12 protein-coding genes and 1 tRNA gene are annotated in these 13,796 nt (G+C 60.9%); 8 read left to right on the top strand and 5 right to left on the bottom strand.

The window, feature by feature from the left end; all coding sequences use genetic code 11:
• The first annotated feature begins 662 nt into the window (after positions 1-662).
• Positions 663-1,796 carry a tetratricopeptide repeat protein gene (locus ACYU7Q_RS15430; protein WP_460610336.1) on the top strand — a complete coding sequence of 378 codons (1,134 nt, stop codon included), beginning with the start codon at positions 663-665 and terminating at the stop codon, positions 1,794-1,796.
• A 74-nt stretch (positions 1,797-1,870) separates the two neighbouring features.
• Positions 1,871-2,815, top strand: coding sequence for a Rossmann-fold NAD(P)-binding domain-containing protein (locus ACYU7Q_RS15425; protein ID WP_460610335.1), 945 nt, complete (start codon positions 1,871-1,873; stop codon positions 2,813-2,815).
• 228 nt (positions 2,816-3,043) lie between these two features.
• On the opposite strand, the gene ACYU7Q_RS15420 is transcribed toward ACYU7Q_RS15425, so the two are convergent.
• Positions 3,044-3,116 (bottom strand) — tRNA-Lys (locus ACYU7Q_RS15420).
• Between the two features lie 283 nt (positions 3,117-3,399).
• On the opposite strand from ACYU7Q_RS15420, the gene ACYU7Q_RS15415 reads away from it, so the two are divergent.
• The 3 genes from ACYU7Q_RS15415 (at position 3,400) to ACYU7Q_RS15405 (ending at position 5,623) form a co-directional block, all read left to right on the top strand.
• Complete coding sequence (locus tag ACYU7Q_RS15415) at positions 3,400-3,960, top strand: hypothetical protein (RefSeq protein WP_460610334.1); 561 nt, start codon at positions 3,400-3,402, stop codon at positions 3,958-3,960.
• A 75-nt stretch (positions 3,961-4,035) separates the two neighbouring features.
• Positions 4,036-4,860, top strand: a complete 825-nt coding sequence (locus tag ACYU7Q_RS15410; protein ID WP_460610333.1) for an MOSC domain-containing protein — start codon at positions 4,036-4,038, stop codon at positions 4,858-4,860.
• 70 nt (positions 4,861-4,930) lie between these two features.
• On the top strand, positions 4,931-5,623 hold the full coding sequence (locus ACYU7Q_RS15405) for a DUF2461 domain-containing protein (protein ID WP_460610332.1): 693 nt from the start codon (positions 4,931-4,933) through the stop codon (positions 5,621-5,623).
• 86 nt (positions 5,624-5,709) lie between these two features.
• On the opposite strand, the gene ACYU7Q_RS15400 is transcribed toward ACYU7Q_RS15405, so the two are convergent.
• Positions 5,710-6,333, bottom strand: coding sequence for a deoxynucleoside kinase (locus tag ACYU7Q_RS15400; protein WP_460610331.1), 624 nt, complete (start codon positions 6,331-6,333; stop codon positions 5,710-5,712).
• A gap of 125 nt (positions 6,334-6,458) precedes the next feature.
• On the opposite strand from ACYU7Q_RS15400, the gene ACYU7Q_RS15395 reads away from it, so the two are divergent.
• Positions 6,459-6,884: an STAS/SEC14 domain-containing protein gene (locus tag ACYU7Q_RS15395; protein WP_460610330.1), complete on the top strand. Its 426-nt coding sequence runs from the start codon at positions 6,459-6,461 to the stop codon at positions 6,882-6,884.
• A gap of 98 nt (positions 6,885-6,982) precedes the next feature.
• On the opposite strand, the gene ACYU7Q_RS15390 is transcribed toward ACYU7Q_RS15395, so the two are convergent.
• Positions 6,983-7,441 (bottom strand): hypothetical protein, encoded by a 459-nt coding sequence (locus tag ACYU7Q_RS15390; RefSeq protein WP_460610329.1) that lies wholly within the window; start codon positions 7,439-7,441, stop codon positions 6,983-6,985.
• Between the two features lie 117 nt (positions 7,442-7,558).
• Between ACYU7Q_RS15390 and ACYU7Q_RS15385 the strand changes: the two genes are divergently transcribed.
• Positions 7,559-8,086, top strand: coding sequence for a GNAT family N-acetyltransferase (locus ACYU7Q_RS15385; RefSeq protein ID WP_460610328.1), 528 nt, complete (start codon positions 7,559-7,561; stop codon positions 8,084-8,086).
• Positions 8,087-8,195: 109 nt separating this feature from the next.
• On the top strand, positions 8,196-8,426 hold the full coding sequence (locus ACYU7Q_RS15380) for a CDGSH iron-sulfur domain-containing protein (protein ID WP_342295471.1): 231 nt from the start codon (positions 8,196-8,198) through the stop codon (positions 8,424-8,426).
• A 72-nt stretch (positions 8,427-8,498) separates the two neighbouring features.
• Here the strand turns inward: ACYU7Q_RS15380 and ACYU7Q_RS15375 are convergent, their stop codons facing one another.
• Entirely contained in the window at positions 8,499-11,078 is a 2,580-nt protein-coding gene (locus tag ACYU7Q_RS15375) for a hypothetical protein (RefSeq protein WP_460610327.1), read from the bottom strand.
• A gap of 54 nt (positions 11,079-11,132) precedes the next feature.
• A complete protein-coding gene (locus ACYU7Q_RS15370) occupies positions 11,133-13,778 on the bottom strand; it encodes a hypothetical protein (protein WP_460610326.1) in 2,646 nt (881 codons plus the stop codon).
• Between the last annotated feature and the right edge of the window lie 18 nt (positions 13,779-13,796).

Genomic DNA, 13,796 nt, shown 5'->3' with positions numbered 1-13,796 from the left:
TGGAAACTGAAGCTCCAAGAGTATCTGATTGCTAAAGGAAGCACTAGGCCTGAGAGGCTTAGTGCTTCTGAGTTTCCGTCAGAAACTACTGTTAGCATTCGGTTTGAGGATGGTTCGCACGTCGAATTCAGATACGCTTTTGTAATTGAAGCACCTGATTTTCGAGAGGTTGCAGTGTTTACGGAACACTGCGGTTACCATTTGTTTCCACTGTACGAAGGCTTGGAGTTATCCGTATTAAGCCAACGTTAGTCAAGAATCATAGGCCATAAAGTATCTGTTTCAATTGCCGTACAGCCTTCAACGTGCCTTATGAAGGCATTCGTGAAGCAGTTTGCATTACATGCAATGATTCAATTGCCGCACAGGTTCCGGCCACTCAAAAAGTGCGAAACTTCTAAATGATACCCGTAGAATTCTTGGTTGAAAATGGGTTTGCATGTCACCACGACGAAACACTAAATTATTACATCAGCTCCTAATCACTGCGAGGGACTCATTCCTCTTGCAGAACAACGGATTAATTTTCAATTCACGCAAATAAACATTTCAGAAAACAGGAGGGAGGTAGATAAGCAGAAAGGCTGTCAATCTTAAAACTTTGTACATATTGCCGTATCATCTCCCTTAAAAGAAAGAAATCCATGCGTCAGGCTGCTTCTATGCTAACTTTACTGCTACTGCTTTTGTGCGCTCAACGCAGTTTTGCTCAGTCGGACTTGGACCAGTACATCGCCCGCTTGCGGCAATCGAAGGCAGAAGGAGGCAGTGAAACGGCCTTTATGTCATCGGGCAACTATTTCCTGTACGGCCAGGATTATCTGGATAGCAAAAACTATTCCGCAGCAGCCGACTATTTTGAGGACGCCATCCGGGTGGCACCAACCAATGCCTTTGCGCTCTACCAGGAGGCTATTTGCCTGATTCGGCAAAACGAACCGGGCAAAGCTCAGAAAGCTCAGGAATACTTTCAAAAAGCCTTTGCGCTGAACTCCGGCTTGCAGCAGCAGCACGCAAAGGATGTGCCTGGCAGCACGCCCACACCGAATCCCGTCACGACGGCTCCTGCCCAGCCGGCTCCGGTTGCCGTTGCACCGGCGGCGACCGGCCTAGACGGATACATTCAACAGCTGAAGCATTCCCGCGCGGTGGGGGGACAAGAAACCGTGATGAACAGCGCCGGGCACGACGCCCTCGCGGGCATTGAATACTACGAGCTAAACAAGTTTGGCGGGGCAGAAACGGAACTGCGCTTGGCCTTGACAAGAGAAGCTAATAATCCGTACGTGAATTATCTGCTGGCAGTATCGTTGGCCGCCCAGAACAAATCCACGGAAGCGAATACTTATTTGGCCAAAGCCGTTGCGGGCGATGCCTCACTAAGCATTCGTTTTCAGAAGGATGCGCCAAGTGCAAAAGCGGCTTGGGAAAAGAGTCAGCCTAAAGAAACACCTCCTGCTGCGCCTATTCCCACGAAGGCCGGGGGTACGCTATTATTTGGCAATTATACCTGCACGGTTACGGTCTACAACGGCCCAAATGCGTCGCCTGCTTTTCGCAACGACTACCGTGGCTATTTTCTGCTGCGGCCTAATGGCACCTACCGTTGGCTGGACAACGGTGGCGAAGGCCGGTACAGCTACAACCCGGCCACCGGGCTGATAACCTGGCTGAGTGGCCGTTTTGAAGCCAACCAGGGCCAAACGATTTACAAGGTGCTGCCTTCGGGCAATGGGCAAGCAACCGTCAATCTGGTCGACAACCTTCGCTGGGAATGCGGATGCAAGAAGAAATAAGCCTATTCAACTCCTGCAGCCATTGCTAAAATAATAGCTTAATTGCTGCGTCAGACATGTTCCGTGTTATTCTGATGAAAAAATTCACCTCTTTCGCCGATGCAGGCGATTACAAAGCCCTCTTGCAGCAAGCCTTGGAAATCAAGGCTAACCCCTACGGCTACCAGCACATCGGGCGCAACAAAACCGTCGGGCTGATTTTCTTCAACCCCAGCCTGCGCACCCGGCTCAGCTCGGTGAAGGCAGCTTATAACCTGGGCGCGCAAGCCTGGGTATTGAACGCCGGCGCCGATTCCTGGACCCTGGAAATGGCCGACGGCGCGGTGATGAACGGCGGCACCCAGGAGCACATCAAGGACGCCATTGCGGTGATGAGCCAGTACTGCGACGTGCTGGGCGTGCGCACCTTCCCCACCCTCAAGGACAAGGCCGAAGACTACGGCGAGGTCGTGTTCAACAAGATTCTGCAGTACGCCACCGTGCCCGTCATCAGCCTGGAAAGCGCCACCTTGCACCCCCTGCAGTCCTTCGCTGACCTCATTACGGTGGCCGAAACAAAGCAAAAGGAGCGCGTGAAAGTGGTGCTCACCTGGGCCCCGCACGTGCGTGCCCTGCCCCAGTGCGTACCCAACTCCTTCTGCGACTGGTTTTCGGAAATCGACTGGGTCGACTTTGTTATCACCCACCCCGAGGGCTACGAGCTGGACCCCAAATTCACCAAAGGCGCCCGCATCGAATACGACCAGCGCAAAGCCCTCGAAGGTGCCGACTACGTGCAGGCCAAAAACTGGAGCAGCTACCGCGACTACGGCCAGGTATTGGCCAATGACCCAGCCTGGATGCTCACTCCCGAGCACATGGCCCTGACCAACGACGCCAAATTCCTGCACTGCCTACCTGTGCGCCGCAACGTGGAAGTGTCCGACGCCGTGCTCGACGCGCCCGGCTCGCTCATCATTCAGGAAGCCAGCAACCGCACCATCTCCATGCAAACCGTGCTGCACGAGCTGCTGAAGTAGTAGGCTTTTGATAAGCGGCAAGCTATTGCTTAGGAAACGGTTACTCGCCGTGCAGCAATCTGCTATTAGTCCAAGTAAAGGCCCATAGTTATTAGCTCAACGCTAATGGCTATGGGCCTTTTTGTGCTCCAGCCCACACATGCGCAAACGCTCATTTCAAAGCAGTTGCAGCTTGACCCACACCAATGAAAAAGCCCCATCCTGTTTCCAGAATGGGGCTTTTTGCTGTGATCCCGCTGGGATTCGAACCCAGGACCCGTACATTAAAAGTGTACTGCTCTACCAGCTGAGCTACAGAATCGGTACCTTGCACCTTGGAAGGGCGTTTCCTTCTTTGGTGGCACAAAAGTACTATAGCCTCCGGAACTACACAACCCTGACTTTAAAAAAAAGTCATCCCACTTGCTGTGCGAACCCTTTTCCTGCCCTTAATCTTCCTGCCTATCTGTACCTTGAGTGCAAATTCACTGGCAAAAAAAAATTTAGCAAGCGCCCTTTCTACTGCGCCTGCAGACCTGCACCGAGCCGATTCGCTTTTCGCGGCGGGGCAATACGAGGCTTCTTTTTCCGACTTCCGTCAGCAGGTGTGGCAGCAGAAGCGCGTTTCGCCCGAGTTGCTGTTGAAAATGGCTTATGCGCAGCAGCAGCTTGGGCACTATCCGGCGGCGCTGCTCTACCTGAGCATGGCGCAGGCGCGGCAGCCCCGGGTGCGCACGTGGCGGCAGCTGGTGGCCCTGGCTACCCAGCACCGGCTGGTGGGCTACCCCGCTACCTGGCAGCAAGAGCTACGGGTGCAGGCGCAACGGTATTTTTATCCGGGCTTGCAGGCATTGTTGGCCGGCGCGGTGGTGGGGGCAATGGCCCTGCTGTGGCGCCGCAGCCCGCGCGGCGCGTGGGTGGGCTATGCCGCTTACGTCGCGCTGCTGGGAGCCTACCTGCATTTCCTGCGGCCAACGCCGACGGGACTGGTGGCCCGCTCAGGAGCGGCGCTGATGGATGGGCCGGGAGCCGGTGCGGCTTGGCTGAGCACGGCCGCTATGGGCGACCGGCTGCCCGTGCTGGGCCGTCAGGACATTTGGTACCGGGTGCAGTGGCAGCAGCGCGTAGCATTCGTACGGGCCGCCGACTTGCTGGTGGTAGAGTAGCGGAGTGGCGGGTAGCGGGTTGGCAGATTCTTTTTCTTGCTCCGCTAACCCGCTTACCCGCCTATTTTTGTGGCTATGTCAGCTTCCCTTTCCCTCACCGGCCTTTTTCTGTACCCTGTCAAATCCCTCGGCGGGTACGCTGTGGCCGAAGCCGAGGTGACGGCCCGCGGCCTGCGCCACGACCGCCGCTGGCTGCTGGTGGACGAGCGCAACCGCTTCATGACGCAGCGGCAGCAGCCGGAACTGGCCCTGCTGGCCGTGGCCCCGGCCTACAATGGCTTCCTGATTTCGCACCGCCAGCGGCCCGATTTGCTGCCGCTTTTTATCCCGTTTGAGGCCACACCCGACCGGACGTTGTTCGTAACCGTGTGGGACGATATTTTGTGGGCCTGGCGTGGCACGCCGGAGGCCGATGAGTGGCTGGCGGAGGCGCTGGGCCGCCCCTGCCGGCTGGTGTACATGTCGGACATGGTGCGGCGCGATGTGGAGCCGGAGCTTAACCCCGAGGGCAAGCTGGTGAGCTTCGCCGACGGCTACCCCTTCCTGCTGGCGGGTGAGGCCGCGCTGGCCGACCTGAACACCCGACTGGCCGAGGCAGTACCGATGAATCGGTTTCGGCCCAACCTCGTGTTTGGGGGCGGTGAGGCGTATGAGGACGATACGTGGGAACAGTTTCAAATTGGCGAGGTGCCGTTCCGGGCGGTGCGGGGATGTGGGCGGTGCGTGCTCACGACGATTGACCAGGCTACGGCCATCAAAAGCCCGGTGGGCGACCCGCTGCGCACGCTGGCCACTTACCGAAAGGCGGAGAATAGCACGCTGTTCGGACAGAACGTGACCGGTCCCGCCCGGGGCTACCTGCGTGTGGGCGATGCCGTGACGGTACTCAGCCGGAAATAATACGGGCGGTTTCGATAGTATTTTTTGCAACTCCTGCCCCAACCGGCGCGTTGGGAGAAAGCCGGGCCTGATGCCCGGCTTTTTTATGGAACTGGAGTATCTGCTGAATTTCCTGGCCCGGTTGGCGGCCAACAACACCACGGCCTGGATGGCCGAGCATCGGCCCGACTACCAGCGCGCCCGCGCCGCCTGCACCGAGCTGGTGCGCCAGGTATTGGCCCGCGTTGCGGCTACCGACCCTGATTTGGCCGACCTCACGACGAGCGACGTGATGTTTCGACTGCACAAAAACGACCGGGCGCACCGCGACCCCGAGCCCTACAAGCGCCGCATGGGCGCCGGCCTGAAGCGCGGGGGCCGCCATGCGCCTCGGGCCGGTTATTTCCTGGCCATTCAGCCAGATGGGCGCAGCTGGCTGGGGGCGGGCACCTTCCACCCTACTCCTGAACTGCTGGCGGCCATCCGGCAGGAAATCCACTACAACGGCGATGAGTTTCACCGGCTGCGGCAGGCGCCGGAGCTGTTGCGCTATTTCCCGGACGGTATCGACACCACCGGGGCGCAGCTGACGCGGCCACCGCGCGGCTACGCGGCTACCGACCCGGACGTGACATGGCTGCGGCTCAAGACGTTTGGAGTGGGCCGCTTTTATGCGGACGCGGAGGTGCTGGCCCCGGGCTTTGTGGAGGAGGTGGTGGCCGGCATTGCGGCGGCCCGGCCGCTGGTCGATTTTTTCAACGCAGCTATTCCGGAGCCGGCCTAGGAATGTTGGACTGACAGCATGCGAAAACGCCCCGCTCTCCCTAATGGAATGCGGGGCGTTTTGCTTAGGCGGACTCAACCCTGTAATTAAAACAGGCCGAACAGCGTGTTGTCAATCTTCTCGATGATGGTGCCCAGGTCCTCGGGGCGGCGCACGTAGTCGAGTTCGTTCACGTCCACGATGAGGGAGCGGCCGGCGTCGTAGGTGCTAATCCACTTCTCGTAGTGCTCGTTGAGGTTTTTGAGGTACTCGATGCTGATGGTGTTCTCATAGTCGCGACCACGCTTCTCAATCTGGCCGATGAGCTTGGGCAGGTCGGCGCGGAGGTAGAGCAGTAGGTCGGGCGGGGCCACAAGGTCCACCATCGACTCGAACAGGGCGTAGTAGTTGTTGTAGTCGCGGGTTTCGAGCAGGCCGGACTGGTGCAGGTTGGCCGCGAAGATGTGGGCATCCTCGTAAATGGTGCGGTCCTGAATGATGCCGCGCCCGGCTTTTTGCAGCTCCTTGATGTGCTGCGTCTGGCGGAAGCGGCCGTTGAGGAAATACACCTGCAGGTGAAAGGCCCAGCGGGGCATGTCGTGGTAAAAATCCTTGAGGTAGGGATTGTCGTCCACGTCTTCCAGAAACACTTCCCAGCGGAAATGCTGGGCCAACTTATGGGCCAGCGTGGTTTTACCGGCCCCAATGTTGCCGACGATGGCAATGTGCATGTGCTACGAGCGAAAAAGACGAGTAATAAGCAGAACCCCAAAGGTAGCAGCGCGGCTCGCATTGACTCAATGAATTAGGGCCGAGATTATGTAGTATGTTTGATATACAATACTCTCTATCTGCCATGCTAACCGCCGAAGCCGTTCACCTGACCACCCTAGCCGACCGCTACGGGGCACCGCTGGCCGAATATTATTTTTTTCCGGACCACGTGCTGCTTTACATCCGCTGGCACGGCCAGCTCACCGCCGCCGAGGTAATTCGTGGGGTGGTGGAAGCCACGCGCCTGCTGGAAGAACACCGTTTTGAGCGGGTGCTCAACGACAAGCGCGACACCGGCGGCAACTGGAGCGAGGCCCTGCCCTGGCTCGAATACGAATGGCTGCCCAAGGCCGTAGCGGCCGGCCTGCGGGCCATTGCCTACATTTTATCGCCCAACCTGGATGCCCAGATTGTGAGCAAGGAATTTGTGGAGGCCGTGCAGGGCCAAATTCAGATTTCGCTGTTTACCAACGAGGAAGACGCCCAGCATTGGCTGGAAACGATATAGCGAAAGCAAACGGCGGTCATTCCGACGGAGAAGGATGCTGAGCGAAACTGCCTGAACGGCCCTGCTCAGCATCCTTCTCCGTCAGAATGACCGTTTTTTTAGTCGAGCTTTTCCTTTACCTGCCGCGCACCGCGCAGGGTGTGAAACTCGCCCTGGAAGGAGCGAATGCGCAGGCGTTCTTCGAGGGGCAGGTCGGTACGCACCTGCTCGTAGCGCTGGTTGAGGCGGGCCAAGACCTGTCCGGCGGCATCCCACTGCTCGTAGGTCCAGGCGCGGCGCTCGTCGCGGGTAGTGGCGATGAACCGCTCGTAGAGGTTCGGGAGCTGGTCGGCGCTGGTTTGGGCCAGGTTCACATCGGTTTGCAACAGGTGCTGCTGCACAGGGTCGGAGGCGGTGTTGGCGGCGCGGGCGGCGGTTTGCCGGGCCTGGCTACGGGCGGAGGTAGCGGGACGGGAGCCGGTGAGCTCGCCGCGCCGCAGCAGCTCGGCCTGGGTGGTGGCTTGGGCGTGGCCGACGAATGGCAGGCCGGCGAGGAGCAGAACGAATGCAGATTTCATGGTCAGGACGAAGAAAAAACGGGTGTTTGCGGGCTTGAACGCAAGGAACGGGCCAACCGTATGCCTGAAGGCGGGCCGGTTTCGGTTTTTTCGCCGCAATTTCGTGTTTTGCCGCTTATGACTTCTGACGCCCCTACCGCGCCGCCGCGCATTGAGCCCGCCACGCTCAACGACATTCCGACCATCATTCAGCTGGCCGAGGCTACCTGGGAGCCGACCTACCGCTTCATCATTTCGGAGGAGCAGTTGGAATACATGTACCGGGTGATATACTCGCCGGCTGCCCTGAAGCGCCAGATGCAGGAGCAGCACCACGTCTTTCTCATTGCGCAGGTGGAAGGCGAGCCGGCCGGCTTCGCCTCCTTCGGCCCACTGCCGGCCGAGGACGGCACTGGCACCGGCTACAAGCTGCACAAGATTTACGTGTTGCCCACGCGGCAGGGCCAGGGCTTGGGCGTGCACCTCATCGAGGCCGTGGAAAACGCGGCCCGCACCACCGGCGGCCAGTTTCTGGACCTGAACGTGAACCGCTACAACCCCGCCATTGCCTTCTACGAGCGGCGCGGCTTCGTGCGCCAGCGCGAGGTGGACGTACCGATTGGGCCGTATTTCATGAACGATTACATCATGCGAAAAGCGCTTTGAAGGGGTGAGTTTTGAGGGTTGAATGTTTAGTTATTTTCATTCTTCCAAACTCAAAACTCACCCCTTCTCTAAACTCAACATTCAACCCTCAAAACTTAACCCTCTTCCAATGGCCACCAAACTCACCGTCCTTTCCAACGGCTCCCTCCGCGTAGAGGGCGAAGACATCGAACTCGTGGATGCCCAAGGCCAGCCCTATGGCCTCGGCGGCCGCGAGCGCATCAGCATCTGCCGCTGCGGGCTGTCCAAGCAGAAGCCTTTCTGCGACGGCTCGCACAAAGGCCACTTCGAGCACGCCGCCGTGGCGTTTGATTTGCCCGCGCCCAAGCCGGCCGTGTAAGCTGATTCGCTCAATAAAAAGCCCGCTGGCCAATTGGTCAGCGGGCTTTTTCGTCTTTAACAAGTTACTCCCCTACTCCACCACTAGGCGCTGAGAAAGCTGGCCGCAGCGCACCACGTAGGTGCCGGCAGGCAGCCCGTGCAGGTCCAGCTCGGCCTCGGCAGCGGCCGGGGCGGGATAGCGGCGCACGGTGCGGCCCAGCGCATCGGTGAGCAGCAGGGGCTGGCGGGGCGCGCCGGCGGGCAGGCGCAGCGTGGCCGTGCCATGCGCCGGGTTGGGATAGAGCTGCGCGGCGGGGGTGGCGGCTGGTGCTTTGGTGGCTAGGGGGGGTGCGTTGGGGTCGTAGATGCCGAAGTAGGACATGGATTTGCTGCCATCACCCACATTGGTGAACGAGCCACCAACGTAGAGTTTTCCATTTTGACCAATAGCCAAACAGCGCACTATCTCATCTGCGTTACTGCCAGGCACTGCGGACCAGCTTGTTCCGTCCCACTGGCTGATACCAAAACCGGGGAAGAAGCCGCCCGCATATACCATGCCGTTAGGACCCAGCGCCAGCGTGTAGACTCCGAGCACTTGCGCCCCATTGCCGGGAGGATTGCCTCCCAAGTTACCTATCAGGCTCCAGGCCGTGCCGTTCCACTTCGATGTTAGGTACGTTGTACGAGCCCCGCCTGTATATATATCGCCGCTGCCAGCTATTGCTATTACCTCAACACTGGGGCCCGGGGGCAAAGAGCTCCACGCCACGCCGTCCCAACGGTACAACGAACCGTCAGCCGCATATAGGTCCCCGTTGGCCGCGATAGCCAGCGCCCAAACAATCCCTCGTACGCCGGTGGTTGAACTAGACCCTACGCTGCTCCAGGCGGTACCGTTCCACTTGGCAATGCGATTGGCCGCTGCTCCACCCGCCTGCGTGAAAGCACCGCCTACGTACAGGTCTCCGTTGCTGGCGATGGCCAGGGCGTTGACCTTGTTATCAACGCCATTGGCCGTGCCCGTGCCCAAACTGCTCCAGGCGATGCCGTTCCATTTGGCAACGTAGCTAGCCGTCGCGCCGCCCGCTTGCGTGAAAGTACCGCCCACGTACACATCCCCATTGCCCGCAACCGCGATTGCATTAACAACATTGTAATACGGGGAGAAAGCTGGGTTCAGCGTTACGCCATTGGCCGCGCCCGTCCCCAGGCTGCTCCAGGCGGTGCCGTTCCAGCGGGCTATGTGGTTGGCCACCACATTACCCGCTTGCGTAAAATTGCCGCCCACGTACACATCCCCATTGCCCGCAACGGCTACGGCGCTAACAACGTCATTAAGGCCATTGCCGACTGCTGTACCAAGGCTATTCCAAGCCGTGCCATTCCACTTGGCCACATTGTTTGCCCCCGTGCTCCCCGCCTGAAGAAAATTACCGCCCGCGTATACATCGCCATTAGCGGCTACCGCACAAGCCATCAACTCAACATAGGCATATACGCCGGTAGTTAATCCGCGCACACCATTGCTTAGTGGGCTCCAGGTGGTTCCGTTCCATTTGGCTACACAATCGGCCGGTAATCCTCCCGCCTGCGTGAAGTTGCCCACAGCGTAAACCTCCCCGCCACCGGCAACTGCCAGTGAGGACACGGTGCTATTCAGGCCCGTGCCCAGGGCGCTCCAAGCGGTGCCGTTCCACTTGGCCACGTTGGTCGCCGGCACGCCCCCGGCCTGGCTAAATTGGCCGCCCACGTACACATCCCCGTTGGGGCTCACGGCCATGGCCAACACATTACCTGTACCCATCCCTGTGCCCACCGGGCTCCAGGTGGTGCCGTTCCACTTAGCCACCCGTGCGGCGCCGCCGCCATTGTAGCCACTAGCGCCGGTATATACATCTCCGTTAGGGGCTATGGCAAGTGCTGTGATATTGGGAATGCCGTAGGCCGCGCCTGCGCCCAGGGCGCTCCAAGTCGTGCCGTTCCATTTGGCTACGCAATTGGCCGGTACTCCTCCCGCTTGTGTAAAACTACCGCCCGCATAAACGTCTCCATTCCCGGCAACTGCCAATGAGGACACGGTGCTATTCAGGCCCGTGCCCAGGGCGCTCCAGGCGGTGCCGTTCCACCTGGCAATGCGGCTGGCTGCAAGCCCACCCGCCTGCGTGAAGTTGCCGCCCACGTACACGTCGCCGTTGGGGGCCACGGCCAAGGCCAACACCCTTACCTTATAGACTCGGTTCACGCCATTGACGGGCCTGGAGCCCAATGCGCTCCAGGCCGTGCCGTTCCACTTGGCTACTCCCCCGGCCGGCACCCCATTCACGGCAGTGAAATCTCCGCCGATGTACACGTCGTTTCCGGAAACTGCCATAGCAAATACTTTCCCGTTCGTTCCGTTAGCGGGGCCGAAGCCATCCTGCCAGCGCTCGTCGCCGGCCGCAGTGGTGCCCAGGGGCCGAAACGTCGGTCGCCCATCCGGGGCCGTGCGCAGCTTGTAGCGATGCGCGTTGAACGAGCCCTTGGCACCGGCTTTTAGGGTGCCGTCGGGGTTGAGGGCCTCGGCCAGGGGGCGGCCGGTGGTGGGCGGCGGGGTGGCGGCGCGGGCCGAGCCGCACAGGTTCAGTAACAGGAGCAGTGAAAGCAGCGCGGGCAGTAGATGTTTCTTCATCAGGAATAAAATTTGGAAAGGAATCAAATGATGTACGAAAGGAATGTCTTGCCCCTACTCCACCACCAGGCGCTGGGAGAGCTGGCCGCAACGTACCGAGTACACACCGGCAGGCAGGCCGCGCAGGTCCAGTTCAACATCCGAAGCGGCCGGGGCGGGGTAGCGGCGTACCGTGCGGCCCAGCGCATCGGTCAGGGTCAGGGGCTGGCGGGGAATGCAGGCAGGCAGGCGCAGCGTGGCCGTGCCGTGGGCCGGGTTGGGGAAGAGTTGCGCGGCGGGTGTGGCAGCGGATGCTTTGGTGGCTAACACAGCATTGGAGTCGTAGATGCCGAAGTGGGCCATGACCTTGCCGCCGTCGCCGGTAGTGGCGAAAGTCCCACCGGCGTAGAGCTTGTCGGTAGGCCCAACGGCTAATACAATCACATAAAAATCAGTACCCGTGCCCAAACCATTCCAGGCCGTGCCGTTCCAGCGGGCCACAGCATTGGCTACAGCTCCGCCGGCCTGCGTGAAATACCCACCTACGTACAAGTCCCCATTGCTGGCCACGGTCAGCGCCAGGACGGAGTAACTCACCCCATTGGCGGTGCCGGTGCCCAAGGTGCTCCAGGCCGTGCCGTTCCACCGGGCTACGTAGTTGGCCGCCACCCCACCGGCCCGCGTGAAGTCCCCGCCTATGTATACGTTGCCGTTGCCAGCCACCACCAGCGCATTAACATCACCGCTCACGCCGTTGGCCGCACCCGTGCCCAGGCTGCTCCAAGCCGTGCCGTTCCACCGGGCCACGCGGTTGGCGGTAGCCCCGCCGGCCTGCGTGAAGGTCCCACCCACGTATACGTCCCCGTTGCCGGCCACCGCCAGCGCAAAAACCAAGCCGCCACTTATGCCATTGGCGGTGCCCGTGCCCAGGCTGCTCCAAGCTGTGCCGTTCCAACGGGCCACGCGGTTGGCGGCGACCCCGCCGGCCTGCGTGAAGCCTCCGCCCACGTACACGTCCCCGTTGCTGCCTATCGCCAGCGCATAAACGCCACCGCCCACCCCATTGGCCGTGCCCGTGCCCAGGCTGTTCCAAGCCGTGCCGTTCCAGTGGGCTATTCCGTTGGCGGTGGCCCCACCGGCCTGCGTGAAGCTTCCGCCCACGTACACGTCGCCGTTGCTGCCTATCGCCAGCGTAAAAACATCGGAATTTACCCCGTTGGCCGTGCCCGTACCCAAGCTGCTCCAAGCCGCGCCGTTCCAACGGGCCACGCGGTTGGCGGCGACCCCACCGGCCTGCAGGAAGGTTCCGCCCACGTACACGTCCCCGTTGCCGGCCACCGCCAAGGCGAAAACAAAACCGCCTACCCCATTGGCCGTGCCCGTGTCCAGGCTGTTCCAAGCCGTGCCGTTCCAGCGGGCTATCCGGTTGGCGGTAGCCCCGCCGGCCTGTATAAAATCTCCACCCGTATGCACATCGCCGTTGGTGGCTACCGCCAACGCATTAACATCATCGCCTACCCCATTGGCCGGGCCCGTGCCCAGGCTGCTCCAGGCCGTGCCGTTCCACTTGGCCACACGGTTGGCGGTAGCCCCGCCGGCCTGTGTGAAGCGTCCGCCCACGTATACATCGCCGTTGCCGGCTACCGCCAGCGCATTAACATCATCGCCTACCCCATTGGCCGGGCCCGTGCCCAGGCTGCTCCAGGCCGTGCCGTTCCACTTGGCCACGCGGTTGGCGGTAGCCCCGCCGGCCTGTGTGAAGCGTCCGCCCACATACACATCCCCGTTGCCGGCCACTGCCAGCGCATAAACGTCACTGCTCACGCCGTTGGCCGTGCCCGTGCCCGTGCCCAGGCTGCTCCAGGCCGTGCCGTTCCACTTGGCCACGCGGTTGGCGGTAGCCCCGCCAGCCTGCGTAAAGGCTCCGCCCGCATACACATCCCCGTTGCCGGCCACTGCCAGCGCATAAACGTCACTGCTCACGCCGTTGGCCGTGCCCGTGCCCGTGCCCAGGCTGCTCCAGGCCGTGCCGTTCCACTTGGCCACATTGTTGGCCACGGCCCCGCCAGCCTGCGTAAAGGCTCCGCCCGCATACACATCCCCGTTGCTGGCCACCGCCAGCGCATAGACGCCCCCGACGTATGCCCCGTTGCTGATGCCGGTGTCCAGGGTGCTCCAGGCCGTGCCGTTCCAACGGGCCACGCCCCGGGCCCCTACCCCACCGCCCTGGGTGAAAGTCCCGCCCACGTACACGTCCCCGTTGGGGGCTACCGCCAGCGTATAAGCGCCGCCTGTCCCATTGGCCGTGCCTGTACCCAGGCTGCTCCAAGCCGTGCCGTTCCACTTGGCCACGCCACGGGCCGGTACATTGCCAACGGCTTTAAAGTCACCCCCGATGTAAATATCGGTTCCTGACTGCACCACGGCGCGCACTACGTCAGAGGCCCCATTCGGCAGTCCAAACCCGTCCTGCCACCGTTCATCGCCGGACCCGGCCACGCCCGCCGGCCGGAACACCGGCCGCCCATCCGGCGCGGTGCCCATCCGAAAGGCGTGGGCATCAAACGAGCCATTCAGGCCCGCTTTCAAAGTGCCATCGGGATTCAGGGCTTCGGCTAGGGAGCGGCCGGGGGCGGGCGGCGGGGTGGCGGCGCGGGCCGGGCCGCACAGGTTCAGTAACAGGAGCAGCGAAAGCAGCGGGTGTAGTAGATTTTTCTTCATCGGTAATGGAAAGGGATT

It is taken from the genome of Hymenobacter terrigena, assembly GCF_054776515.1.
The sequence above is the reverse complement of the archived record's forward strand: the minus strand, read 5'-3'. Positions and strand labels throughout refer to the sequence as shown.